Origin of the sequence: Chitinophaga oryziterrae, from assembly GCF_009758125.1 — a bacterium.
GTDB classification, from domain to species: Bacteria; Bacteroidota; Bacteroidia; order Chitinophagales; family Chitinophagaceae; genus Chitinophaga; species Chitinophaga oryziterrae.
Window position 1 is genome coordinate 518,044 of sequence record NZ_WRXO01000001.1, and the last position, 25,811, is coordinate 543,854.

Here is a 25,811-nt window from a genome sequence, read left to right on the forward strand (position 1 = left end):
CCATCTCTGTTTATGAGATGAAAAGCAAAACTGCGTTCAATAGTATGGGATGACTTTCTACCTCCTAATTTTTAGAATCTAATGGGCATTGAAATTCTTGATGGCGATGTTTAGTCGATATATAAAATTGTTATTGACCACCAACCCCTTGTTGTCAATAGCAAAAGTTGTATTTTATAATCTGAGCCTAATTTATTTTATTGATTATTGGGAAGTTTCAATATTAACTAAGTCATGATTATTAGATTGCAGCTAAATGTGGTCCGAAAATAATTGTATCTTATGTGTCAAGGCACTCGTGGGTCGTATACATGTAGAGAACAATTGGAGCATCATTTTTATGCAATACCTATATAAAGACTAGTTCAGCTTTTTCATCAACTGATACGTTGTTATGTCAAATGATTTAGTTGCCTACTCCAGAGCAGGAGATGTTTTTCACTATCGATGGGCTGCTAGACGTTGTCTACACCTGATTTATCCAAATGCCGTCTTACATAGCATTGTCATTGAAGGCGCAATGCCATCCGAAACCGTGCACCAAGGGGAATATGTCATTGATCTCGCTGAGTATTCCACTATTAACGGTGTAGAACACGTACACTATTATCAGCTCAAACATACTACTGTACAGATTGAGTCTCCTTTTACACTCGGAGATTTTAGTAAAACGTTAACCGGCTTTGCAAAAAAATTTGCACAACATCTTGTTAACGGCGACATCATTCCAAGTAACATCACCTTTACGATTCTAACTAACAGACCGATTGAGGTTGCAGTAAAGAATAACATTACGGCAATATCGGAGGGGCGTACCGTTAATTTTCGTACTATAAAAGCCATACGGAGATATGGCGAAGGGCTAAACGAAGATGATTTGCGAAGGTTTTGTAGCAGGTTGCGATTGGAAGATGGTCATGGAAATTATAACGTGCAACGGGATGAACTGAGAATAGAGATGAATCAGCTCATAGTAGGTAGTATTGAAAATGCGCAAATGAACAACCTGACAACACTGATGCAAGACAAGGTAATGCCCGACTCCGATGGTATTATAAAAAGGGAGGATGTACTGTTGAGATTCGGCGTGACCTCTGAGCGGGATCTGTATCCTGCACCTGCCGTATTCAGTCTTATCGAAAATATCATTGTTAGGGAGGCATATAGTGCACTGATCCCTCAAATCCAAATGGCTTCCGAACCAATAGTCATCCATGCGGGTGGAGGGATCGGAAAATCTGTATTTTGTCAACAGTTATTGCGTATGTTGCCCGAAGGTTGGTTTGGGATTGCCTATGACTGCTTTGGCGCGGGTGGTTACAGGAATCGGAGTACATCTCGGCACAGACATCGCGATGCACTGGTACAGGTCGCCAATGAACTGGCTTCACACGGATTATGCGCTCCAATGATTGTTCATTCCGGTAGTCAGGATAAAGACATTATGAGAACCTTTATTGCCAGAATAGAGGTGAGCGTTTTGTCACTGCGTAGATCTCATAAAGAAGCACAACTGGTTATTATCTTCGATGCTGCCGACAATGCTGAAATGGCAGCCAGTGAACTTGGAGACTCATGCTTTGCTAAGGAGCTACTTAGAGAAGTTTTGCCGGATGGATGTAAGTTGGTTTTTTCTTGTCGAACTGAACGTGTGCATTTGCTGCAGCCTGGAAATTCCATACATTTATTATCACTTGTTTCCTTTAGTCAGGCAGAATCTCTGCAAAATTTGCGGAAACAGTTTCCCGATTGCGAGGAAATTGAAGGCGCTGAATTTCATCGTTTAACATCTGGAAATCCGCGTGTGCAGGCCAATGCCTTAGAGACAGGATTCGAAAGTGTGGATGCGTTGCTTAAATCGCTTGGCCCCTCGGGTGTATCAGTAGATGAACAGATCGCCCACCAATTGCATCAGGCCATTGGCAGGCTGAAAAATAGCCTGCCGCATCAGTACCATGAGAATGTCAATGCGATTTGTCTAGGGCTTGCCAGTCTTCCTCCATATATTCCTATAGAAGTTTTGGCCACGGTTTCTGGAATTGGCGTGCAGGATATACGCAGCTTTGTTGCCGATATAGGAAGGCCTCTGTGGATTACAGATAGCTCCGTGCAGTTCAGGGATGAGCCAACCGAAACATGGTTTCGTAACTCATTCACGGCTGACCCAAAAGCATACGAGATGTATGTACAGTTACTTGAGCCGATAGCCACTCAATTCACCTACGTCGCCAGCGTTTTGCCGCAACTATACCTGAACGCCAAGCAATATAGCAAACTGATTGAAGTAGCGCTCTCTGATCAATATCTGCCTTTGGCTAATCCAATTGATACACGAAATGTGCGTGTTTATCGTCTACAATTCGCGTTTAAGGCTGCTTTAAGGCTATCTCGCTATCAGGATGCTCCTAAGTTGGCGATGCGTGCGGGTGAGGAAGTGGCTGGGGATCACCGTCAATTCCTCCTCATGCGTGACAATATTGATTTGCTAGTATGCCTACAGAGCAAAGAGAAGATACAGGAAATTGCGTTTAAGCGATTGTTGCGAGGCGCATGGAACGGCTCCGAGAATGTGTATGCAGCAGCACTGTTGTCAGGCATTAAGGAGTTTCACGGTGAAGCTTCAGGTTTTCTACGGGCGGCGCGCGGGTGGTTGAAAATTCACTATGAACAAGTCGGAGACAAAGATGATGGATATAATCGAGAGCAGGAAGTCTCAGAAAAGGATATACTCGAAATTGCTTATGCGTATTTGAATATTCATGGTGTTAATGCGTGCTGGAATTTTTTATCCGGCATCACTCCGGAGCAAGCCCGTTTCCAAATATCGCAAGATTTGGCCAAAAAGTTGATTGACCTTGAGCGGTATACAGAAATAGAAGAATTAATTCTCTATTGTGAACGCGAACCGTATATCACGGTGGCGATTACAGCAGTGCTAATGGACTTAGGTCACCAGCCAGAACCGGTCGCTCTAATTCCTTGTTTAGACCTGCTGTGCCATTCAGCAACAAGAATTATTAAACCAGGTTTTGTTATCCGTGACAGAATCGTGCCTGCAATTGTTTCTTTTCTAGAAGCTTGCCTTGCGGCACATCTTTCCAGTGTTAAAATACTATGGGTTTTGCGCGCATATGTCCCTACAAGAGCCTCCACAATGGTCGCCAGTGCTAGCTACACACACGATAGAACAGTATTTTTTAAAGCAGTAGCTATTAGGAGTATATTGTCACAGATTTCAACAATATCAAGTAGAGACCTCCAGCCAGTGGAATGGTTACAGAAAATGGATGGGTACGATAGCCAGACTTATGGTGAGTTTACAGAGTTAGTTGACGGTCTAATGCCTTGGTACATCCTTAGAGCCCAGTTAATTAATGAGTCGAATACTGCTGTATTGGAGCTAGTTACTGATGTGGATTCGGCGTCAAAAAAAGGGATCGAGCATCGCTACCGAAGCTATGATACACTGCCTACGGAAATTGCTACAGTCCAATCTAACATTTTAGTAAACTTTAAACAGGGGCGATCAGAAGAGATTTTTCAATTTTATCAGAAATTTCTTCAACACGCAACGGCATTTGATATTAAAATACGATTACAGACCATTCATGCTGCCAACCGGTTACCACATCTTAGTAATGTTGTTCAGGAAATGGAATTGTCTACCTTTGAAATGCTCAAAACCGGGCACGATCGAGGACCCAATGAAATATCCGACGATTACCTAACGTTGGCCCGTGCAGTTGTCAATACATCCGTTGATGATGCAGGCATTTATTTTAACGAGGCGGTAACCAGCGTTTCCAAGTTTGGTGAAGAACTAATTCAGCGTTGGGAAGCGCTAAGTAAAGTTGCCGAACAATCGGCTACAAATTACCATATGCACGAGCTGGCATACCGGTTTATTCGTTGCGCGGAACTTGTTGGCGCCAATGTCAGTCGAGAGAAACACTGGGACAGAAGTGATGCAGTGCGTATTTGCGCAAAAATTTCGCCTGATATTGCTATCGCTGCCTTAAGCAGGTGGAGGGATAGAGCCGTATACGGGTTTCCCTATAATTTAATGTCATTATTAAAACAATTAACACAGTCTGGATATATGGCTCCGGTAACAGGCTGGTCATTGGTCCGTCTGCTTCCAGGTTATGATATCGAAAAGTATCTTGGCATTTGCCTGAGCCAGGATCTTTTGCCTGCCGTAAAGCAACAGATATATGATGATGCAATAGAACAGCTAGCACGACAAGGCGCCAATGAAAAATTGTGGCAGAAAATGTTGATGTTGGGAGAAAAATGTAATTTGACTGTTACAGACTTTGTAAAACAAAAGTCTCCTAGAGTATTTACTACAAGCGATGTTAGACAAAACGATGCCCAAGAGAATGCGAATAAGGATTACTGGAATAAGGTGTTTTCGGGGGTAGAAATTAAGAATAGCTCAGAATTACTGGACTGGTTTCTAAGTATAAACGAAACGGCGGAAGAAACTAATAATTATACTTCACCAGCGGATTTTTATAAAGAACTGATAAACCGAATTAAAGAAACGCAGTTATGGGATGTTAGCAAAATACTGTTGGAATCTGATGACGTCAACTATTATGAGATATCAGTATTTTTATCAGGCATTCCAACGGCTTGGAAAAAAAGAGTGAGCTTCAAAAACAAATGGGAACAACTGATTCAAGAATGTGGTAGTTGTTATGCGCGAGAACTATGTAGTAATTATGCTTTCAAGTCATTTGTCCGCGAGTTAGCCCTTACAGATGAATTAAAGGCGCATTTGAGAATTGGTATAATAAATGGGATGGCAGCAGGAACCGAAATGGATGATGCTACCGTGCTGTTTGGTTTCGTTGAGGTCATAACTCCCTTGCTGGAAGCCCAACAGGCTGTACAGGTTGCCTCTTATTGCCTGGAGCGGTTTGAATTGCATATGGAAGCAGAATTTGGAGATGGGCCATGGGCGGAATGGTTGTATCCTCATAGTACGCCCATACGAAATATTGCTAATTTAATATGGTCTGTACTGGGATCACCAAAATCCAGTGAGCGATGGTGTGCAGCCCACTGCGTGCGGACACTGGCTGATTTCAATTGCACCAGCGAATTGGAAGAATTGATACAATGTCTCCCAGGGGAAAACATCGGTGCATTTGGTGGGCAAGGTTACATTTTTTATCATTTACATGCCAAGCAATTTCTACTGATGGCTTTTGCCAGCATTAGTCATAAATACCCGGCCCAACTTAAGCAGCATGTCAGCATATTTTCAAATATAGCTCTTACACAGGAGCATATATTAATCCAAACTGCTGCAAAAGATACTGCGTTAACATTAGAAATGTACTTCCCGGGGAGTATAGACCTGCCTGTGCTACAGTCCTTGAACGATGTTGGAAAACCTGTAGAAGTCAAAATAGTAGAGCGCGGTTATATGACCGAAAGCGTTTTGCATCAAGAAGGTAGCATTGACACAACATTAAAATTTGACTTTGATTGGGACTTCGATAGATACTGGTTCGATCCACTGGCAGATGTTTTCTGCATCTCCGAAGCCCAGGTGGAACAAATAGCAACAGAAGTTATTATCAACGACTGGGCAAAGGGTGATGAAAAGGCTTTTCAAGATGATCCTCGTAGGTTAGTTTGGAAGTCTCATTCTTATCAGGAAGAGGTGTGGCATCACCATGGCGAATACCCGCGGACGGACACACTTTCATTTTATCTATCGTATCATTCAATGTTAGTTGTAGCCGCCAAATTACTCAAAACGATGCCTGTAGTTAAAGAGGAATACGATGGCGATACCTGGCTCGATTGGTTATCTCATCATTGGCTAACGCGAAATAACGGTAGTTGGCTTGCAGATGGCAGAACGGCGTTACCTATAAAAACTGTCTTAGAAGCTAAGCCGAGCGAACGTTGGCTCGGCCATGTGTTGGAAACGGAGTTTGTCACCTGCATAAAAGGAGGGGACTTGAACGACGTATGGCTGAATGTAAAAGCTGGATGGAAGGAAGGCTTTGAATCCTTCTCTCAATCGGTATCCATTACATCTGCGCTGGTATCACCCAAAACATCCTCTGCGCTCATGAGGGCGTTATCAACTTATTCAAACCCATATCTTTATCATCTTCCAGCTTATGAGGATAGCCCGATGGATTTCAATGCAGAGCCATTCTCTCTAAAAGGATGGATATTGGACCGAAATATTTCGAAAGGTATCGATGAACAGGATCCGTATGCAGATCATATAGATTACCCATTCTTTCAATTGGCGGATAGTATCATAACTGCCTGTGCATTAGTTCCAGGAAAGAAAGAGCACCAATGGCATGATCCAACTACTGGGGAGTTAGTTCTTTATTGCGAGGCATGGAGTAGTGGGCGTGATACGAGAGATAAAGAGCCCAGTCAGTCGGGGATGCGTTTGAGGGCTTCCATTCCCTTTTTGCAGCTTGTATGTCAAACTTTTGCATGCGATATCATATTCGAGGTGGAAATTAGAAAAGATACGCTCCGAGAGTATAGGACCTCCGAAGCAGAATACAGATCACCATTAGCAAAGATTTTTATACTTTCTCAAGATGGAATACTTAGAACAACAACAGATACTTACACTGGGGAAACTGATTGTGAAACAGCTTGATGCCGATGATGACAACGATATGCTTTCCCGCTGGATGGCTCATTATCTGGCGGAAAAGATGACATTGTTGGAATCCGTTACCACAGTTGAGCACAGAGAAGCATTGCGTAAAGAATGTTTTGAACTCATTTTAAACTTATGGGAACAGCGGTGGCATTATCCGGAAGGGAAACAGCCGCTCAGAAATTTTGATCATATACTCGCCGTCCTGGAAAGACTAGAGCCCGATGCCAGCCAGCCATTTTATTCTATATACTTCGACGTTGATTGGGTATCTAAAAAGCTTCAGGAACCCGAAGAAGACGAAGGTCAGAAGTATGCGAATGCAATTACAGCTGTCGATAAAGGCCCCAAGGCCTGTATCAAACAACTGTCACACCGGGCAGCGCAACTTGTAGATGATGAACATACTCGCCAATTTCTGAACGCAAGTGAAACAATACCTGACAGTGTTGATATCCAGGTGCTGCAAATGCTTGCTGGTGATCCAGAAGAGCAAGACAGTCAACAAAGAGAGGGCGCCTATAGTAGATATGAAATTGAAAGGTTGAAAAGAGATATCGGATTGATGGAAGGACTGGCTAAAGTAAATGAACAACTATTGCAGGATCTGAAACAGCAGTTGTCGTCATTTTATAAGTGATAATGGGAATATAGTAAATTTAAAAAATGATTTAAATTGGAATAGATATAATCTTGTACACTCCGTACGTTGGGTGATTGCCTTGAACTTCAAGAGACGATGAACTCAATATCCTTATCTTCATTTATTCAGGCCGTTGTGTGCAATACCCTGTAACGCTACTGTTTGTTATCTGCCAGGTTAAAGCTTCTGTCAATTCCGGAAACTCTCTTAACCCACCAGCTGTAAAGGAAGATCCTTTACAGCTGGTGGGAGATATACAGATATTTGACGGGAGAAATAATGGCAAGCTAGGTCGCCGGCCCTGACTGGTGATAGTTGACTAGCATTGTTTGCCCGAAAAGTATAGAGAAGAAATTACATGGTTGACTCCATAAACCGAAATTATATGATCTTTCAGGTATAAAAAAACTTTGTGTCTCCGACGTTACTCTCTTGTCCAAATTGCAGATCATGGACTTGAAAAATAAAGGCTGGAACATACTTGTTTATCCTGCAGTTCCCTAAGATAAGTTGAATAGAATCATATACATGAAAACCGGACTCACAGGCATCAACTCCAGAATCGGCGAGAAGGCAATCCAATGAGGGAATACCCGGTTTTATATCTCCGGCTGTTTTGTTTTATCTAACTTTAATCCTGGGCTCTTACTATATAAATCCTCCATCAGTTTTTGACTATCTTCGGTTAAATCTAATTTTTACCAACCTCGATTTTTAAAACTTACCCACTTTTTGAAATAGTCGCTTAACAGGTCGCATTTCCAATACCTCAGCGCTTATTAATATTATTTTTTAGATTCTCCCACAATGGTTTAGAAGCAGGCCCAGCATGTCCTGTTTTAGGATCAGTATACAAAAGGATAAAATCGGCATCTGCAATGTGATCAGGAAAAGTAGACATTTGTTCCATTTCCTCTTTCATTGAAAAAAGAATGTTTACAATAGAATCAATGGTAGCATGAATCAGCCATTCTGATGTAAATGCCACCGTTAAGTTATGAGTTTTCGCCTTTTCCTTTAAACTGGGAAAAGACTTGATCAAACCATCAGTGGATATGAATTTCACAACAGCTTTGCTGGAAGCGATTTTCAAACTAAGTGAAATAGCATTTATCTCACTCCTTTCATGAATAACCCTCGAACGATATCTATATAGCTTATCAACGAAATTTTCATTCTCAGAAATAATAACTGATGCAATCTTTTTCCCGGAATAAGTATTTTCTCTGTCCCTGCATGACTTAGCCAGTTGTGACCATTTCGTTATCGACTTATCTTTTTTATTACAAATGAAGTTTATGGCGGCACTTAAATAGTCATAAACTGATGCTAAATGGAATATAATACTATCAAATACTGACGTTATTTCTCTTTCACAATAATCAAATAAGGGATGTGAAGGATAGACGGGGTTTAAAACTTTCCCCGGATCATCTCGAAAAATTTCTTGTATTCTACCCTCAATTGCAAAATGTTGCCTCAACAAAAGTTCAAGATGAAATTTAGAGCTAAACAGCCTGTAGTCTATATTCTCCTTTAGCCTGAGTATATCATGTTGTTTACCATTTGTAACTTCTATATGATGCGAATAATCTGCATAAAGAGCTCGAAAACCTTCGTCTAACAGTTCCAGTCGATTAGCAATAGACTCAAAAGTCTTCTGCCTATCCTGAATGTCCAGTAATATTTTTTTGTCGTTACCCATTTGAAAAATATTAAATTAAAAAATTACTCAAACCTTCACAAGGGCAACGTGCACCTTTGAAACAGTAATAAAATCACCTTCGGAAAAATCAGTTATCGTATGGCGGCGCCCTCCAATGCTGGTAGAACTGGTTGAAATGTAATATTTTCATCAACTGAAAAAGTATGTCTTTTACGCCTGTATCGTAATTGTTCATAGATATTTAGCTCAGTAGCAGCCAAACGATCTATGAAGTTTATTATTATGGTAATTTCCTTGTCTGTATAAGCGTATTGATCTGCCTGGGGGATTTGTTTTGCTTCCTCGATTGAGGGCTTTGTGAGTAACTGACGTTGGACTTCATGTCTCATATGATTAAATAAGAAGTCAATATACAGCCACTCAAAAATTCACTCTCCCTCATTTACACGGAAATGCTTGCTTTCTCAAAAAGATACTCGAATCTTGTCGGATTTTCTGATAAATGGTTGTTTTACCCTGTAAACTAAATTCCGGACTAGCAAAAGCTACAGCTGGTGCATGCTTTTCGCCCCCTACCAGAAGGATCAAAACCTATTGAGCTAGCTATGACAGGTAAAGCTTATTCTATCCTTAAATATTCCAGAAAATAAATCGATGATACATTCCAGCTCTCGTAACTCCCCAAGCGTCCACCACTAAAAACCCGAAGGGCTGCGCTCTCCACCCAAATGCAGATTATCAACGATAAACTCAGCCATATCTGCATAAAATTTTTGCCGTCTGTTCTTATAGTCGACCAGGAGTATAGCGGAATGGCTTTTCTGGTCAGAAATTATCAGATTATCCAGATAGAACTCGAAAATAAATCCCCCCGTAAACAAGCTAACCCTTACTTGTGTATAACCTTCTAACTGTGTAAATACTATAAGGTGTTTACATTCGCCGGTATCAAGCATCTCCATTGGCGTACCGAAGGCCATCTTCAAACCGGATGTGGTTCCTCCTTTCATAACGTATTCAATCGCCGGGTCAATCATTGGAGATTTGCTAGACGTAGGGTAGTAAAACAGCAAAGCATTCAGACCTATCTTTACCAAAGCTTGCTGCATCTTCTCAACATTAACCTTCATTGTAAGTTTGAGCCTGTCCTTTGTTCCCTTCCCGGAAAAAGATTTGATGTACATCTTATCTTTAGTAAACCCATCGAGCAGCCGCCAAAGGAATTTCAAAGCCTCTTGCTTTGATCTTGATCGTAAGACTAGTCGTTGCTCTTCACTAAAAAATAGCCTTGGCTCAAAGGCCTCCCAATACTCATGACCTGGCTGCAAAAGAATAAGTGAAATCCCATCTTTTACTTTGGGGGCGGTGCCGATCTCCGATATATACCGCCCATCAATCAATTTGAAAGTAACAATCCCTAAAGTCGGCGGTTTATCTTCGCTGACGTAAGTCACAACGATACCACAATTCTGCCGCCATTTCTCAATTGCCGTAATAAATTTTGTCATTTCACCCTGATTTGCCCCTTCAGCGTAAATGTCTCCCTGTATCTGAATAAGCTGCGGCCGAGTATAACCTCGAGTACTCTGTACTACACCAATTTCATAAATTACGTTGTCTGCCTCCACGTACTGAAACATTTCTGGAAAGGTCAGCGCTCCTTCGCGCAGCTTCTTTCCGCCGTACCCGGACACATTCTCTGAACTACGCATCAAAGCAATCGGCGAATTCCGGAACAGCTCCCCTTCAAGCCCCGAAAAGTAGTTATTACAAAAGTCACAAATGTTACTCATGTAGATATCCTGGCCTCCAAGCCCTTTCGGGAATACATGTTCCGAATTTCCAGCTGGCCTTAATCTGCAATAAATACACACGCTATTATTACTCGACATTTTCCTAATATGTTAGACCTTAACAGTAGTATGTTACTTTATGCGGAAAAAGGTAACCTATTAATCTAATAATTGTCCTTCCGGCTTCGAAATTTGGAAAATCTCTATTGCTTGTTGAGGATATCAGCCAAAATCTATTAAGTTTTTCATTTGGCTCAATTACATTACGAACAATTTTCCCGTATTTTCGTTTATTCTCTAATACTTATGAAATATTTTCTCATTTACATTGTAATATTAGTCCCATCCTTTGCTTCATCGCAACAAGTGCCTGTCGGGGCTACCAGAGACCAATCTCACTACCTTCTTATCCACGCTGACAGCATAAAACTGGCACTAAATAAGATAGCCCCCGGTAAAATTAACCTAAAGGCAAGAGCTGAAGAAGTGATGCTTTCGTCAAGGGATTCTACAAGAAGAATTCGAAGAAAGGAAACAGATTACAAAGAAAGCATCTTATTCACCGATTGGTTACCACTGATCTCCCTGCTTGTCGGCATTGTTCTTACGCTCGTCGTTGGGGGAATACGGGCATGGTTAGCTACTAAAAATGCCGGCCAAAAAATGACATCCCGGCTTGAAGATCCGAAAGCTGTAGAACTGGCCGAAGATCTTTTTTATGAGAACCGCAGAAGGACGCGAAATATTTGGCATGCTATTATTTTTATTGTCCTTGGTATGCTAATCATTGGAGCTTCTATATGGATTATGGAAGCTCCGGATCGAATGTTACGAATGGGTGATGACTACTATAACAAATTCTCAAAGACAGGTGTAATTGGCGATACTTATGGTGGGTTGATCGGCCCTTGGATTGCTTTGATAGCAGCGATCCTTACATTTCTGGCATTTATGGTGCAATACCGCGCCAATCTCCTCCAACGTGAGCAGTTTGAAGCGTCCTTTAGGGCACAGGCAAGACAATTCAACCAGACGATGTCCGAACAACGCGATGCCAGTAAAAAACAGAAAAAACAAGCCAATCGAGAGCGATTTGAAAGCCGCTTCTTTGAGCTTTTACGTCTCCATAAAGAAAACGTTAATGAAATGGATCTGCGCAACCAGTTGACCAAAGGAAGGCGCTGCTTTTTTTCCATGTTCGCGGAACTCAAAATGATTTATGCCATCATAGAGGAAGCAAAAATCAAAACAGAACAGGAAACCGGTGTAACTCTCAAAAATGTAAATCTTCTTAATATCGCATATCCTGCCTTCTATTATGGGTTGGCAAATGAAGCTAGTTACCTGGACGACTTTAATACTGAAGAAGAGGCATTTTATAAGAATGCAGTTTCAATCCGCCTGGGCCTTTTTCAAAGTGGCTATAGTGTTGCACAAGGCATTCCTGAATTCGATGAATGGTATCGGGAACAAGACTTTGAACCATGTGGAGGACATTCCGACAAACTCGGTCATTATTATAGACATTTGTTCCAGACAGCTGAATATATTCGAGACACATCTTTAATAGGAGAAAAAGAGAAATTTAACTATCTAAAAACATTAAGAGCCCAGCTTAGCGATCATGAGCAACTTATGCTTTTCTATAATGGGACCACGTGGTTCGAAGAAGAATGGAGCCAGCTTTTCACCCAATACCGGTTCATTAAAAATGTACCCCTTGATCTTGCCACTCTAGGTAAAAAACCAACAGAGTTTTATGAAGAAGCGATGGTGAATATGTACAAAAGAGAGAATGGCAAAAAAATGTTTGAGCAACAAGGGAATATTGATAATATTTTAAATAAATATCATCAATAGGTCAATGCAAAAAATCTATTGCAATAATGTTTTCAAGTAAGTATACGCCAAATATGAATAGAGACCAGGACTACCTGATAAAAGTCAACTTAGAATATAATGCATTGATTGTTGTACAGTCGTTGCCTATAGAGGAGCCACAAACTGGCCAGAAATTATATGAGGACATCATCGCCCGGTTTTGCGGCCGGGATGGAATTTTAGCATACTTTAAAATCCCTGACAACCGTCACGACTTCTTTTCTCTGTTGAAGGAACTCGTTGAGGCGTAAATAAGCGGGAACATATGCCGATCCTTCACTTCGAAATCCATGTAAACCATAATGGCCTTGGCTTAGTCAGCGGTGAATTGGTAGAATGGGACGAACTCGCTAGTCTTCTCGAGCCAATCAATATTTCAATGAAAAATTAATTGCTCTTAACCCTTGCTGTCTGCAAAGGCATCTATGGCTTCAAAATGTTTGATTTTACCAACTAACGCCAGTGTGGGCGATTGTAGGCCCGAAAAACCCAATTCCCAATAGAACATTGCTTGCGAACTTCACAGAATTTTATACTCTTTTACTCGGTAACAAGGATATTCAGTCAGCCATCGAGTCTCTCAATATTCAAAAGGGTTACTACGAATATGCGATCATGACCGGAGCATCATTCTACAAAAGCTTTAGGAACTTGTTGTTGAACAACAACGATCCGCAGCAAATTTAGCTGAAATCCGGCGGGTGTTTTTTATGGAGGAATAATCGGCTTAAATAGCCCCTAGCAAATTCTGCACTTTAATGTTGAAGATCCCTTCGTGATGACATTGGTGATCAATGTAACACCTACGGCAGAGAAATATTCAGAAAGTGTTACCGATTTTGTCAAATCACAATATGAGAGCTTATTGAAAATATTGTACTGGGCAAAAGAATAGGTGCCCAGTTTCGCTAATACATGTTATTATTTATTTTGTTTATCCCATTAAACATATCTTATTAATTCTACTTTGGCATGTTAAAATAGGGAAAAAATCAGACCTTAGCAGAATGTAAATCAATGATATAAATATAGAACATGGTCAAACGCCGACACAACCAGCCGACAACAATCGGCTTGAAAAATATATTCGGCGAAACCGTTCCGTCTTTAAAACCCTTACTCACGATAAGATGGATTTTGGGATTGAATATATCAGAAGCTTGTTTCAAAGCCGTAAAAGAAATATAGAGCGACTGACAGAACAGACAACAGATGTTGACTATAACCGCATGCACCATTTCATTAGTGAGTCGCCGTGGGATCACAGAGTTGGATTTGTAATAGCTACTACTTAATCGGACAATTGATTGCTGGTGGTTACGAGTTTATTTTACAATAAATATTTGGTATCATATCTTTATCACATGAAACCAGTCTTCCCTGCAACTTACTCTACCCTTTGCCCTATAGCGCTATCCTCGGTGATCCAGGAAAAATACGGAGTAGGCAGTGTTAAATGTCAACTTTTGGTTCGGGGAGTAGGTGATACCTACTTGGTTCAATCATCCGAAGCCCGCTTTATACTTCGGGTTTATCGCTCATCACATCGAAGTTTGCCTCAAATAAAAGAGGAAGTGGAATTGCTTTTGGCGTTGAAGCAGGCGAATGTATCCGTGTCTTATCCTATTTTCGATATTTGGGGAGAGGCTATTCAGCAGTTTGAAGCAGTTGAAGGAGAAAGGCATGCGGTGCTATTTAGCTATGCACCCGGCCAGGCTGTAAAGCTGCTGAATAAAGATCAACTTCGTCTCCTGGGCCATGAAATGGCCCGCTTTCATAATGTATCGTCTGAAATCAGACTGGGAGAAAAAAGGTGGAATCTTGATCTCAAAACAACCCTATTTAAACCCCTGGAAATGTTGAAACCCGTTTTTGCAGAAGATCCTGAAGGGCATGGCTGGCTGCTACAGGCGGCGAGGCAGGTAGAGAACAAGTTGTCGCAATTAAATACATCCAACTTCTCAAAAGGCTATTGTCACTTTGACTTCCTCCCCAAAAACTTTCACTTTGAAGGTGATTTGATTACCTTTTTTGACTTTGATTTTATGGGCTATGGCTGGTTGGCGAACGATATTATGTCCTTTTGGCAACACCTTATCCTGGATGTATATACTGGAAGGATGACGCAGCAGGATGCCGATGACGCCTATTCCATTTTTCTGGATGGATATCGAACACACCGTCCTATAAATGATCAGGAATTGGTTGTCGTACCTTACCTTTCTCTGGGATTCTGGCTTTTCTACATGGGCTTTCATACTACTCACGACCAATTCTATGCTTTTAGCCAGCCTTCACAGGTAAAGGCTTACACCGGACTTTTAAAACATATGGTCGCCACTTATTGGAACAAAGAGGGCGATTTGTAAGATTAAGTTTGAACCAGGGACACAAAGCTGTATTATCAAATTTTAACTTTTACACATCACACCTTCTGAATCATCAATTCTCCTTTTTATCTCCGGCCAGCACTGCACTTGAAGATATAATTAGACCATTTTGTTTTAATATCTTCACATACTCATCATGAGATAATGGGCAATTCGCCAAATCCATAAATTGTTTTTTTGACAATTTGCATTGTTTGCTCATTTGAGAAATAAGATAATCATTAATATCCTGATTATTATGACTAGTCCTAGTGTGTAAAATCATCTTCTCTTCATACCAAAATTCTAGGACATGGTGATGGGAATCAACTTTTACAAATCCTTTTTTACAAAGATTTGAAATTGTGCTTTTAGGATCTAATATAGACATATTATACTTCAATAACTTGTTTAACGAGAAGATTGATAAATTTCTTTACCTTGAGCAGGCGAACTGATAGTTGATTTTCTGGAAGTGAATTATAACGCGTATATATATAATCAAATTCTTGATTAAAAATATTCTCAGCTTCCTCCTCAGTTTGCCCAGTTGCTACAATATCCAGCATTTCGCATTCAATAATAAAATGTCCATCTTCCTTACTTAGGGAAGATCGTAAAGGAAAATCCAATATATACTGCCTCCCTGGCACATTAATAATATCCGGAGCAAATGACAAGCTGGCTTCTTTAGAAATGTAATATTCAGAAATTTTTGGCACTAATTTTCCTTTTTTATTTTTTTTCACTTTCACAGTTGCCACACCATTTAATAATTCATCGGCTGAATTGGGTAATTCCAACTCTACTACCTTACTTATAAGTTCCTCTTTTATTTTGGGATTAAATTTTTTGATCGAATATAGTGACGAAAATCCCTTTCCTTTTTTGTTAACAATCTCAACAGGAGAATTACCAAAACTGGAAACAAAATCATACACTTTCTCTGCAATATCATTCCGAACTACTATACTTGTATATTGCTTCTTTAATTCCAAGTAGCTACCGCTGCCAGCAATATTCATCAACACAGAAAAGCGCCTGCTAACCACTTCTCTTTGAGCATAAACATCACTTACAGTTGGTTTAACTCGCGGAGTCAGCTTAAAATTAGGAACAGCGCTTCCTTTAAAGAAATCTGCAAGTTCAATATCGAAATTTGCCAAATCAATAGCCTGGTCATTATTAATTTCATTTTTTGCTATTGATCTTATCAATTCCTGCAATGAATCACCTACCTTCTTTAACATATCCCATGGCAATGTATTATACTTTCCTGCTTCTCCTTGTATCCGGAGCATCAGTGATTTTTCCAAATCAATCTTTTTTATTCTTGTTGCTTTTGCCATTATTCATTTGTGAAATTAAATATTAACAGTAACTAAGTAAGAAGATTTGATTTTGAGTTAGATCGCAAGCGATCCTTATTGCAGCTAAGGAAGATGCTGCCGAATTCTTATTTATTTTCACCAACCAACAGATCGACTACTACCCATAAAGCTCAACTGCAGAAAATTGGTTATCCTTTTTTGTTGCTTTCAGGTCATATTATTGATTACTAACCTTAATTACAGAAGTGCATGGTACACTGTAATTAATCTATTAGGTAGTCAAATAATAAAACATAGCTTCATTTTGCAAAAACTAATAATTAAGAGGTTTCTAATAAATAGCAGAGGCAACACATTGTATAACAAATTAAATAACAATAAGTTTAGAACTTTTTTCCCTGTAACTGTACCAGATAACATGTATCAGGCATTTTCCATACATCTTCTACTACTCTTACAAAGCTGCATCAATAACTTACCCGAAAGGGCTGCAAAGAATTTTAATGGAAATAAATACCTTTGCCCCTGCAATATGGAAACAGCATGTAGAGAACTAGGTATGTACAATCATTTACCTTTTATCGAAGCAGCTAACACAGATGTACTCCAGGTGCTTTTGTTCAGTTAGTGGGAAAGGCAAATGGATACCCTGCATGAGCATGGGTACTTTCCTGTTTGTTTTCTTTCAACTGATGATCCCGAGATACCTGCTGGCATGTAGATGCCAGTTTTTTCGGAACTGATCCCAACAATTATTTCAACTGGCGGTTTAATATCAACTCAAAAGGACGAGCGTTTCTGATGCTCTTTCTCTTCTCTGATGTGACTGAATTCGATGCGCCAACAAAATCCTGAAGGAGTCACATGTCGATATTGCCCGGTTACTAAAACCGGAGGGTGATGCCGGACTAACTTTTATGGAGCTAGCTATGAAGTTGGCGGAATTGTCGGGGAGAATTGAGGTGCCAGCTACCGGAAAAGCAAGTACGGCATATCTCTATCATCCATTCCTGGATCACAGTACTCAGCAGCAGATTAGGTAAGCGTACAACCTATTTATTTTCATTAGTAAGAATTTTTTTTAAGTAGTTTAGGTATAGAAAAGATACTCAGACAGAACATACTCGTCTGTTTTACACTACTGTGTTCACGTATTGATAGATGCGCCAGTTATACTATTTCAATTTGTAAATATCTATGGCCTCAAAAAGTATCCGTTAATCTACCAAGTTTTTCAATTGCCTTTTCAATCTTTAATGACTTTGAAACAACTCTGTAAGATTCGCCGAATATCCCATCTGAAACTGAGTAAATGCATCTACTTTAGTTTTAAGATTAATCCAGTGACAATATCTGAAAAATATTTTGCTGGACGAAGTTCTTTTTGCGTAATACATTAACTCAATTGAAGGTTTAACCCACGGCTCCCATCCATGATTAGAAATGCCTGAACTTTCCTTCAGATTAATAAAATAAAAGGGTAGGCTCAACGCCATATTAAAGTTTCTGTAGCGGGTAAAGGAAACAAGCGGTTCTATAAATAGTTGATTGTGTGTAACAGTATGATAAGAAGAATCCATTATGGCAGGCGCAGAGGGATCCTTAGGTTTGATTATCAGTACCTGCGAACCAATGAAAGAATAACCGGCATTAAGCTGCATATCCTGTATAAGGCGTTTAGGTAAGGGAGACAAAACCCCATGAATAAGGTTTGCTTTTATGCCTAATGTATACTTCGCCCTCTGCAGCAGATCTCTTCTATTGATACTATCTCCCGGCAAAAGCAATGTACCTTTGAATTCATTATCGAATTTGGCGATATTTCCATTAAAGGCAACATAGTTAAACAATATCCACGCGCTGCCCTTTATATTTGCAGTATTGGTAATGAACCTCGCACTTCCAGTTAGTTGTGCAAGACCATTCGCGTCTCCGGAAATTCCTTTTAGATCAGTAAACAATGCAACATCGAAGTAGGAATTAATAGATGTACTTTCTCTGATCCAATAACTTTCATTCTTGTGAGATGAATCCCTGAAAAGTGTGATATTAAACTGAGTGTAAGGAAGATCATTAAAGGACCTGGTTGGTGTATACTTGATGATCCGGCTAATCTTGATGTATTCATGTTTGTAAACATTTTCTCCATCCCTGTAAAGTCTATCATCTAGTCTCCGGCCTATATGCACCAGATCGATAGGACTTTGCAGATTTCGAAACACTCCCCAACTGGTTTTGACAATGAGTTCTCTTATAATCCCCTCATTAACATCTATATTAACTTCATATACTTTTGCATTCGTCCTGCAAGGCTTGCACAAAGAATCCAAAAATTGTCCTGTATTAATTATAGAATCCAGTAAAGTACTGCGGTAGCATTTAAATCCGGTCGAATCTAATGCTTTAAGGACTTCCGCTCTTGCTTCCCGTTGTTCATCCGGTGAAGTCTTTCGATTTATATTGACTAGTTCTGCCTTTGCTCTTTTAAGATCAAACTCTATATAACTTTTGGGAGCCAGTTCGATTTTTGCAATCACTTCCAGTGAATCTTCAACTTTCGACAATTCAGCCTTTCTGATACTCAACTCGTCATTTGCTGCTTCTATTTCTGCATTGGTTTTATTAAGATCTGAATCAAGTTTAGCTTTCTTATCTTCTACACTCGTTATAACAGCATTTATCGAATCCAAGCTCTTTTGTTTCTGGGCTGCGTCACTCGCAAGTTCATCCTTCCTTTTGCTATATTCTTCGGCTATTTTATTAAGAGTGTCAATTTTATTTCTCAACGCGTCTAACTCTGATTTAGCAGCCGTTTTCTTTTGAGTTGCAACTTCAAATAAACGAAAAGCATTTTTTATCTCAGCTTGAAGGGTATCAAGCTTGTTTTGTTCGGTGGTATGCTGCGCGTTTATAGATGCCTGACTTTTTTGCAACACACTGTCCGCTTTTCGCAGTGCAGTAATTGAATCCTGTTGTTGCGGTGAAGGTTCTACCGGTTGATTCTGCGCTAACGCAATTTCACTAAACAAGAGACATGCAAAAAGCAATAAAAAACTAGGGGATAAATTATAAATATTCATCTATAATACTTTGAGATTAAGCTAAAAGCCAAAGCTAGTCATCTATCCCCTTCCTAAAAATACCAACAAGTTTGTATTTTTAGATCGTTTCTCTTAAAGTAAAGTTGCTAAATTGACTGGACAAGAAGTGAATTACATCTTCCGTTACCGCCATGCTTGTGTAAAAATATATTATGATTAGTCGACGAGTTCTCCAGTTATTAAAACTCTCACACCAATCGGGGAAGCTTTAGTAGCTATTATTATCATACTTTTTCACAAAGTATACTACAGAATTATAAGATTAATGGCCAACCTCATATTTAATCAATCCGCAACACCGTAAACTAATTTCTTATATCGGATCACAGGTCCAATAACATCTTGGATATCCTATCCTGTTTGTGAATGCTTACAGCTTGTCAGAGTAGATCGGTTACCTGTCAGATAATGTCGAGGTGTTTCATATAATGGTCCTCAAATACTAACATCTGTAAATATGTTAACTACTGGAATTAATATCAAGAACTATCTAATGTTGTTATTTGTCGGCATGTTTCAATTAGATTCGAATTATTCTAAAATATTGGGAAAATGCCAGTCGTAGACATTGTGAGAAAAAAGTATTTACTATTATAGACTTTACTGATTCTGTATCTAATATTGTTTTTAGCTTTTATTAACGCTTAAGAATATCCATCATTTAACACTAATTTACTGATAATCAATATTATTTGGTTCGATAATCTACCGCTACTGGGCACTTTATAGCTCTGTAAATCATTGATTTACAGAGTTTTTTTTATGTGCTGAGTGTCAAAAATCACGCTTTTTAACCCTTTCTACCACTATTTACGACACTCAAATGACACTCGCAATGACACTCAGTTTTGCAGGCATCCAACCGGAATACCTCCGGCACTATTCAAGGGGAATTATGTTTAAAAATGTGGCTAAAACACCCGATTTGACACTCCAAATGACACTCCGTTTTGGCAGTCATTCGAAAGCCGTAATGTCAGTACTGACAAGAGTTATAGGCTGGCTGCAAAAATTAATTTCAAGTTTCTTTTTCTCACCTTTTCACAAGAACTCTCGTTTGCTCTTAGACGTTGTTTCTCTAGGGTCTTTTTTTATTGGCATGGCACATTCATTGAGCCTTTCTGCTGTCACCATTAAAAAAACACTTTTATGAACATTGGAGAAAAGCTAAACAAGAAAGGAGATAAAATTCATTTCTTTTATGACCTTGGACGGAGACCAGGACAACGCCCTTCTACTGGTATCTTTATTTATGCCAGGCCCAATGGCCAGGAACAGAAAAACTTCAACAAAGAGGCGTTAAAAATCCTGGAAACAAAGAAAAGCCAGTTAACCATAGAGCAACAAGCTATAGGTACGTCCATTATTCCTACCCATAAGTTCAAGGCCAATTTCATCGAATATTTTGAGGAGTATATCAAATTAAATAAAAGAGAAGGAAACAGGCATCTAACCTGCTGCCTTACCAAATTTAAAGAGTTCATAAAAAGTGATTTCATTTCCCCGGTTGATATCACGGAGAACTTCTGTAAGCGGTTCCGTAGATACCTCCTTGATAAACTTACAGGCGAAACACCAGCAAATTATTATGCTCGTTTTAAATGGGTGATAAAGGCCGCCTCCAGGGATAGTTATTTCAGGATAAACCCTACCGAAGATATACCAGCGGTAAGTAATCCTAGTGTATCTTTAAAAGAACATCTGGAAGCAGAAGAATATATAGCCCTGTTAAATACACCGTGTTTTAATCAGCAAGTTAAGTTGGCATTCCTTTTTAGTTGCTACACAGGATTAAGATGGGTAGATGTCAAAAAAATGGAATGGAAGGATATTCAGGGAGGTGTATTGATAACACGGATTATCCAAAAGAAAACTGGGAAGCCAGTAACCTTGACCCTTCATCCTATTGCATTGGCCATCCTGGAAGAAATCAAAAGGTTATCTCTGGGCAAGTTCGGGGCAAGCAGCAAGGCTTTTAATCTTCCAACGGCGAATGGCTGTAATAAGGTGCTTAATGAATGGGTAAAACCTGCAAAGATCTGTAAGCATATTACTTGGTCCTGCGCCCGTTTGAGTTTTTCAATCTTATTGAAAGATCAGAATGTGGACGATGTAACCATTGCTTACCTAATGGGACATACCACTACAAGGCAGGTACAGCAGACATATAAAAGGCATAAACCCAAAGATCAATCTGCGGCAATTAGTCATCTGCCGTATTCTGATATAACTTCGTTTGTGTAAGTCCTATAAGATATAAAAGGCTATCCCAAAAGTGGAATAGCCTTTTATATCTTATTTTCAGCGAAAAAAAAATTACAAATGGCTGTTACGAATATGGTTTTTATCCGAATATTTTTCCTTCTGATCGGATAAAGACTGTATCCATTCCTGATACATTCTTTCTGGCATCTCCTTATAGCCCAAATCCATGGCTTTTAGATATAAAGTCTCCATACTGGGGTAAAGACTGACGGCCAATTCCGCGCCGGAATTTTTAGAAATTTGATAGACCTTTTTCAAGACTTCCGCTTTATAGACTATTGCGTTAATATTATTAGGGTGGTACTTCAAAACCAAATCACAACAACGCACAATAAAGCTATCTGTATAATTATGAGTTTTTCGCTCATACCCTTTAGCTAGATCCAACATGCAATTTGCAAGTGCCTGCTTGTTACTTAAGGTATCCATATAAATACCACTTCTTATTGCGTCCATTGAGATATACCCCGATGCTGTTATCCAGGCATCTACAGGAAACTGACCACTGCTAAGCTCTGTATTATACCACCCTGTTTGTTTACAACGATTTTTTATATAAATGTGATAAGGAGCAAAAGAAAGCCAACAAGTTGCGCCTAATTCATCGGCAAGAATTTTATATAAGTAAGGCAGGGAACGACAATTACCTTCATTCGTTGTCAGAAGAGAAATAACAAATGTACTTGTCCAATCTTTATCACCTTGAGGATCCTGGAAGTTATATCTACATGGATAAACAATTAAATCTTTCCCCATTATACTACTTAATCTTGTAGTATCGCTAATTACATTGAAAATTGCTAGATTCTTTATCAGATTTAGACTGTCTTCCATTTTATATTGGAGATGTCTGTTATTCTTAACCCTTAACCACGCAAGGTTAACAAGAGTTTGAATTTCATCTTCAAATTCATCATACGTAATACTATTATTTAAATAAACGTTTTCCGTGATAAATACCGCCTTTTTAAAACAGGTCGGATCTTTTGTTTGCAACAACAAACTAATTTTTAAAAATGCTTCTTCATAAATTTCCTTAGAAGAATACTGCCCATAAGAGGTATTGTTGAATAAGAAGAAAACACTTAAAACCATTACTATTCTTGCCATACCTTCCTAATATTGCTCAGTCTTTATCAATTCACCGGATTTACTATAAATATTCCATTGCCCTATACGTTGCAATTGGTTACTTTTAGTTTCGACTATTCTGCTTTTGCTGAATGAGACATCCCTGGCAAGTGCTTTTTGGATTATTATGTTATTAACATTCTTATACTTACCACATTCAATCAATGAACTGTCTTTCCGGTTAAAGCATTGAACATCTATTTCATTACAGTTATTAAGTAATTTAATTCTCACATATCTCATATCCCGGATAATCATTGTTATTTCACCGGAACAGCTATCTGATTCGAAATAACAATGATATTCAGGCATATAGAATGCTTCACGTTGATTTGATCTTTTAGCTTGCGCAAAAGAAGATATAGTAAAAAGTATGCCTGTTACTATTATCATAAAAGATGGATTTAATCTGCACATATCCTTGAAATATTAACGTTTTAATTTTATATCAATTCCTCCAGAACCTCCTGGTTGATCACGAAGCGCATTAACATTAATTCTCACATTTTTCACACCTGCTTTATTAAATAATGCCTGATACTGCTTTCCGGCGTACTCTAACCCTCGCTTATATGCTGCAAATTCCTCCAAACTTGCTCCTGATACACTTGATGTCAATGTAATTTCCGCAGTTTTAATACCGCCATCCTCCTTTATATCTTTTAATAGCTTAAGTATTTTTTCTCCACCAGGATAATCAAGTGTCAATGTCCCATTTTTAACACCACTGCCAACAATATCAGCTATACCTGTAAATGCAAAGACACCACCGGAAAAAGATTGGTGCAAATCTTTAATCACAGGAATTCTTTTTTCGGCCTCCCTATATTCAAATATTTGCCCATCAAATTTATTTGAAACTATCCCTGCCCCATTTCGTTGATCAGTAAAATCATAGAAGATCTTATCCACGTCTGGGTCATTACTTCCAGATGACCTGGCCGCACCATATAACTTTCGCTCATCTTTACTTAGATCATTCCTTTCTATTGGACTTGCTTTCTGCTTTCCATTCATATAAAGGTTTCTGACATACACATCCTTATTTGTAAGATCGGAACCATTACTGAGAATAAGCACAAAAATTGATTTAAAAACCTATAATAGAAATAGCAGTGCATTAATACAGAAAACCGAAGAGCCAAAGAGGAACCTTTGGACCAAAGCCCGTTTCAATATCATCAGCTGCAACCAGATAATTTTCTGCATCTTTTACCTGTTTAGAAGTTTTTGATTTGCCTCCAACTTCTATTATAAGGTTTGAAGTTGAAAAATCTCCTTCTACTGGTGATGTAACATCTATTCCTGTATTCAATAATTGATTCAGGAGAAAAGTTTCTCTGATATTCCCTTTATCCGGGTGGGTATCTATTGCATAAGCAAGATTCGTATTTTCCAGAAAAATCTTATCCGGTTTTTGCAGCCTCGAAACCCCCTTTCCTTCTGCAGAAAGGATATTTAATAATCTTGCATCTCTAAGCTGGTAAACATATTCATACAGGGCTTCTCTATTTATTTCCAACTTACGTGCCAGTGCAGACATATTAGGCTTGAACGGAGCCGATTCTGCAATTACACCCAACAACCGTTTTACTTTTACAGCAGTACCTGCATTATAACTGGCAATATATGCGAGGTCTGTATCTACAATAGCATTGATCACCTGCTCCAGCTTAGGCAAATATTCTGCTTCACCTTCTGCAATTATGGGTAAATAACCATTTCTTAAATATCTATTGAATGCTGGTAACGGTTGAATTTTTTCCAGGATATTGTTGCTAATATCCCTATGATTAGACTGTATATCATTTAAGCTTACAGGATCAAAAGTAAGCCCCTCTGTAAAGGAAAGATATTCTCTTAAAGATAATCCGGCAAGGGAGTAGCTGATCACTCTTCTGCTTAAATCTGCTTCTCCACGGTAAATGTCCAATGCCGATGAAGCAGAAAAAATAACACGCATTTCGGGCAGGCCATCGTAAATATTCTTAAGCTCTCTGGACCATGCAGGATATTTATGTACTTCATCTATGAATAAAATTCTACCTCCATGTTTAAACCAATCCATAGCTGTATCCAACAAAGTATGGTTGTAAAACCAGGTATGATCAGCAGTAACATACAATGCTTTTGATTTTTCTTCTTTTAAATCAAATTTCATGTATTGCAGCATCAAGGTTGTTTTTCCGGCCCCTCTTGGTCCTTTAATGGCAATCATTCTTTGTTTCCAGTTTATTTCCGAATGCAGGTAGCGCCTAAATTTGTTGTCTACCCCTCTTAATAAGTTATCCTGATACTGAAATAGTGGTTCCATAATTGATGTTTGCTAGTTTAAAGGTACAATAATTAATCATTTTGTCTGTTGCATCCGACAAAATAAGGCGAATTCTGTATGTTTAAACATGCAAAATAATTACTTTCCGATATTTTAGGGGTGACTAAAAATCTAAAGAAGGCCATTTATGAACCGATCATTCAGAAAAGCACTGGAATATTTTGCAAATAACATTCAATTGCTCAGCGTCTCCGAAACAAGAGTTAGTAAATAACGCAGTCCTTATCTAACTAAAGACAATTTCAAGATGACAGTTCTTCCCGGACCGATACTCTTAAATCATATATGCAATAGATTTAACTTGTTAACAATCATTACCATTTGGTTCGATAACTTACCGCTACTGGGCACTTAAAGGTTGATTATCAATAGATAGTCAACCTTTTTTGTTTCTGGGTTGTTAAATTTGTGTCGCGGTTTTATCTCTATTATTGACATACAGAATGACACACAAAATTGTGAGATTTCTTATCATTTAACTCAACCCGTATCCTTTTAGTGAAACACGTTTTAATCTGCTTGAAGCAGGGAGTTGAGTTTGAATCTAGAACAGGAATGTATCTTCAAAATCTTGCTCTTGCCAGACAAATCGTCTTTATAAAGGTTCAGCAATTAATGCAGCCAGGTTCTTGAAATCACTA

The 25,811-nt window shown here is 39.0% G+C and carries 16 protein-coding genes; 7 read left to right on the forward strand and 9 right to left on the reverse strand.

The annotated features are described in order from the left end of the window. Nucleotides 1–394: 394 nt before the first annotated feature. The gene (locus tag GO495_RS02180) at nucleotides 395–6,652 is read left to right on the forward strand and encodes an ATP-binding protein (RefSeq protein ID WP_157298060.1); all 6,258 of its coding nucleotides are present in this window, start codon (nucleotides 395–397) and stop codon (nucleotides 6,650–6,652) included. Next, entirely contained in the window at nucleotides 6,591–7,295 is a 705-nt protein-coding gene (locus GO495_RS02185) for a hypothetical protein (RefSeq protein ID WP_157298061.1), read from the forward strand. The genes GO495_RS02180 and GO495_RS02185 overlap by 62 nt, the downstream gene beginning before the upstream one ends. 772 nt (nucleotides 7,296–8,067) lie before the next feature. On the opposite strand, the gene GO495_RS02190 is transcribed toward GO495_RS02185, so the two are convergent. Then, on the reverse strand, nucleotides 8,068–9,003 hold the full coding sequence (locus GO495_RS02190; RefSeq protein WP_157298062.1) for a hypothetical protein: 936 nt from the start codon (nucleotides 9,001–9,003) through the stop codon (nucleotides 8,068–8,070). A gap of 656 nt (nucleotides 9,004–9,659) precedes the next feature. After that, nucleotides 9,660–10,856, reverse strand: a complete 1,197-nt coding sequence (locus tag GO495_RS02195) for a hypothetical protein (RefSeq protein WP_157298063.1) — start codon at nucleotides 10,854–10,856, stop codon at nucleotides 9,660–9,662. Between the two features lie 150 nt (nucleotides 10,857–11,006). Between GO495_RS02195 and GO495_RS02200 the strand changes: the two genes are divergently transcribed. The 3 genes from GO495_RS02200 to GO495_RS02210 all read left to right on the forward strand — a co-directional run bounded on the left by GO495_RS02200 (nucleotide 11,007) and on the right by GO495_RS02210 (nucleotide 15,007). Then, nucleotides 11,007–12,617, forward strand: coding sequence for a putative phage abortive infection protein (locus tag GO495_RS02200; protein WP_170302618.1), 1,611 nt, complete (start codon nucleotides 11,007–11,009; stop codon nucleotides 12,615–12,617). A 53-nt stretch (nucleotides 12,618–12,670) separates the two neighbouring features. After that, a complete protein-coding gene (locus GO495_RS02205) occupies nucleotides 12,671–12,889 on the forward strand; it encodes a hypothetical protein (RefSeq protein WP_157298065.1) in 219 nt (72 codons plus the stop codon). Nucleotides 12,890–14,002: 1,113 nt separating this feature from the next. Next, nucleotides 14,003–15,007: a phosphotransferase enzyme family protein gene (locus GO495_RS02210; RefSeq protein ID WP_157298066.1), complete on the forward strand. Its 1,005-nt coding sequence runs from the start codon at nucleotides 14,003–14,005 to the stop codon at nucleotides 15,005–15,007. 73 nt (nucleotides 15,008–15,080) lie between these two features. On the opposite strand, the gene GO495_RS02215 is transcribed toward GO495_RS02210, so the two are convergent. From GO495_RS02215 to GO495_RS02225, 3 genes are all read right to left on the reverse strand, one after another. Then, nucleotides 15,081–15,398 carry a hypothetical protein gene (locus GO495_RS02215; RefSeq protein ID WP_157298067.1) on the reverse strand — a complete coding sequence of 106 codons (318 nt, stop codon included), beginning with the start codon at nucleotides 15,396–15,398 and terminating at the stop codon, nucleotides 15,081–15,083. 1 nt (nucleotide 15,399) lies between these two features. After that, nucleotides 15,400–16,356, reverse strand: a complete 957-nt coding sequence (locus GO495_RS02220; RefSeq protein WP_157298068.1) for a hypothetical protein — start codon at nucleotides 16,354–16,356, stop codon at nucleotides 15,400–15,402. Nucleotides 16,357–17,591: 1,235 nt separating this feature from the next. Then, complete coding sequence (locus GO495_RS02225) at nucleotides 17,592–19,418, reverse strand: coiled-coil domain-containing protein (RefSeq protein WP_157298069.1); 1,827 nt, start codon at nucleotides 19,416–19,418, stop codon at nucleotides 17,592–17,594. Nucleotides 19,419–20,262: 844 nt separating this feature from the next. Here GO495_RS02225 and GO495_RS02230 point away from each other — a divergent pair. Together GO495_RS02230 and GO495_RS02235 are read left to right on the forward strand one after the other, a co-directional pair. Next, nucleotides 20,263–20,592 carry a hypothetical protein gene (locus GO495_RS02230; RefSeq protein ID WP_157298070.1) on the forward strand — a complete coding sequence of 110 codons (330 nt, stop codon included), beginning with the start codon at nucleotides 20,263–20,265 and terminating at the stop codon, nucleotides 20,590–20,592. Further along, the gene (locus GO495_RS02235) at nucleotides 20,589–21,683 is read left to right on the forward strand and encodes a site-specific integrase (RefSeq protein WP_157298071.1); all 1,095 of its coding nucleotides are present in this window, start codon (nucleotides 20,589–20,591) and stop codon (nucleotides 21,681–21,683) included. The genes GO495_RS02230 and GO495_RS02235 overlap by 4 nt, the downstream gene beginning before the upstream one ends. A gap of 72 nt (nucleotides 21,684–21,755) precedes the next feature. On the opposite strand, the gene GO495_RS02240 is transcribed toward GO495_RS02235, so the two are convergent. The 4 genes from GO495_RS02240 to GO495_RS02255 are packed head-to-tail and all read right to left on the reverse strand — an operon-like array spanning nucleotide 21,756 to nucleotide 25,149. Further along, a complete protein-coding gene (locus GO495_RS02240) occupies nucleotides 21,756–22,814 on the reverse strand; it encodes a hypothetical protein (protein ID WP_157298072.1) in 1,059 nt (352 codons plus the stop codon). Nucleotides 22,815–22,820: 6 nt separating this feature from the next. Then, the gene (locus GO495_RS02245; RefSeq protein ID WP_157298073.1) at nucleotides 22,821–23,228 is read right to left on the reverse strand and encodes a hypothetical protein; all 408 of its coding nucleotides are present in this window, start codon (nucleotides 23,226–23,228) and stop codon (nucleotides 22,821–22,823) included. A gap of 36 nt (nucleotides 23,229–23,264) precedes the next feature. After that, entirely contained in the window at nucleotides 23,265–23,915 is a 651-nt protein-coding gene (locus tag GO495_RS02250; RefSeq protein WP_157298074.1) for a hypothetical protein, read from the reverse strand. 40 nt (nucleotides 23,916–23,955) lie between these two features. Further along, nucleotides 23,956–25,149: an ATP-binding protein gene (locus tag GO495_RS02255; protein ID WP_157298075.1), complete on the reverse strand. Its 1,194-nt coding sequence runs from the start codon at nucleotides 25,147–25,149 to the stop codon at nucleotides 23,956–23,958. Between the last annotated feature and the right edge of the window lie 662 nt (nucleotides 25,150–25,811).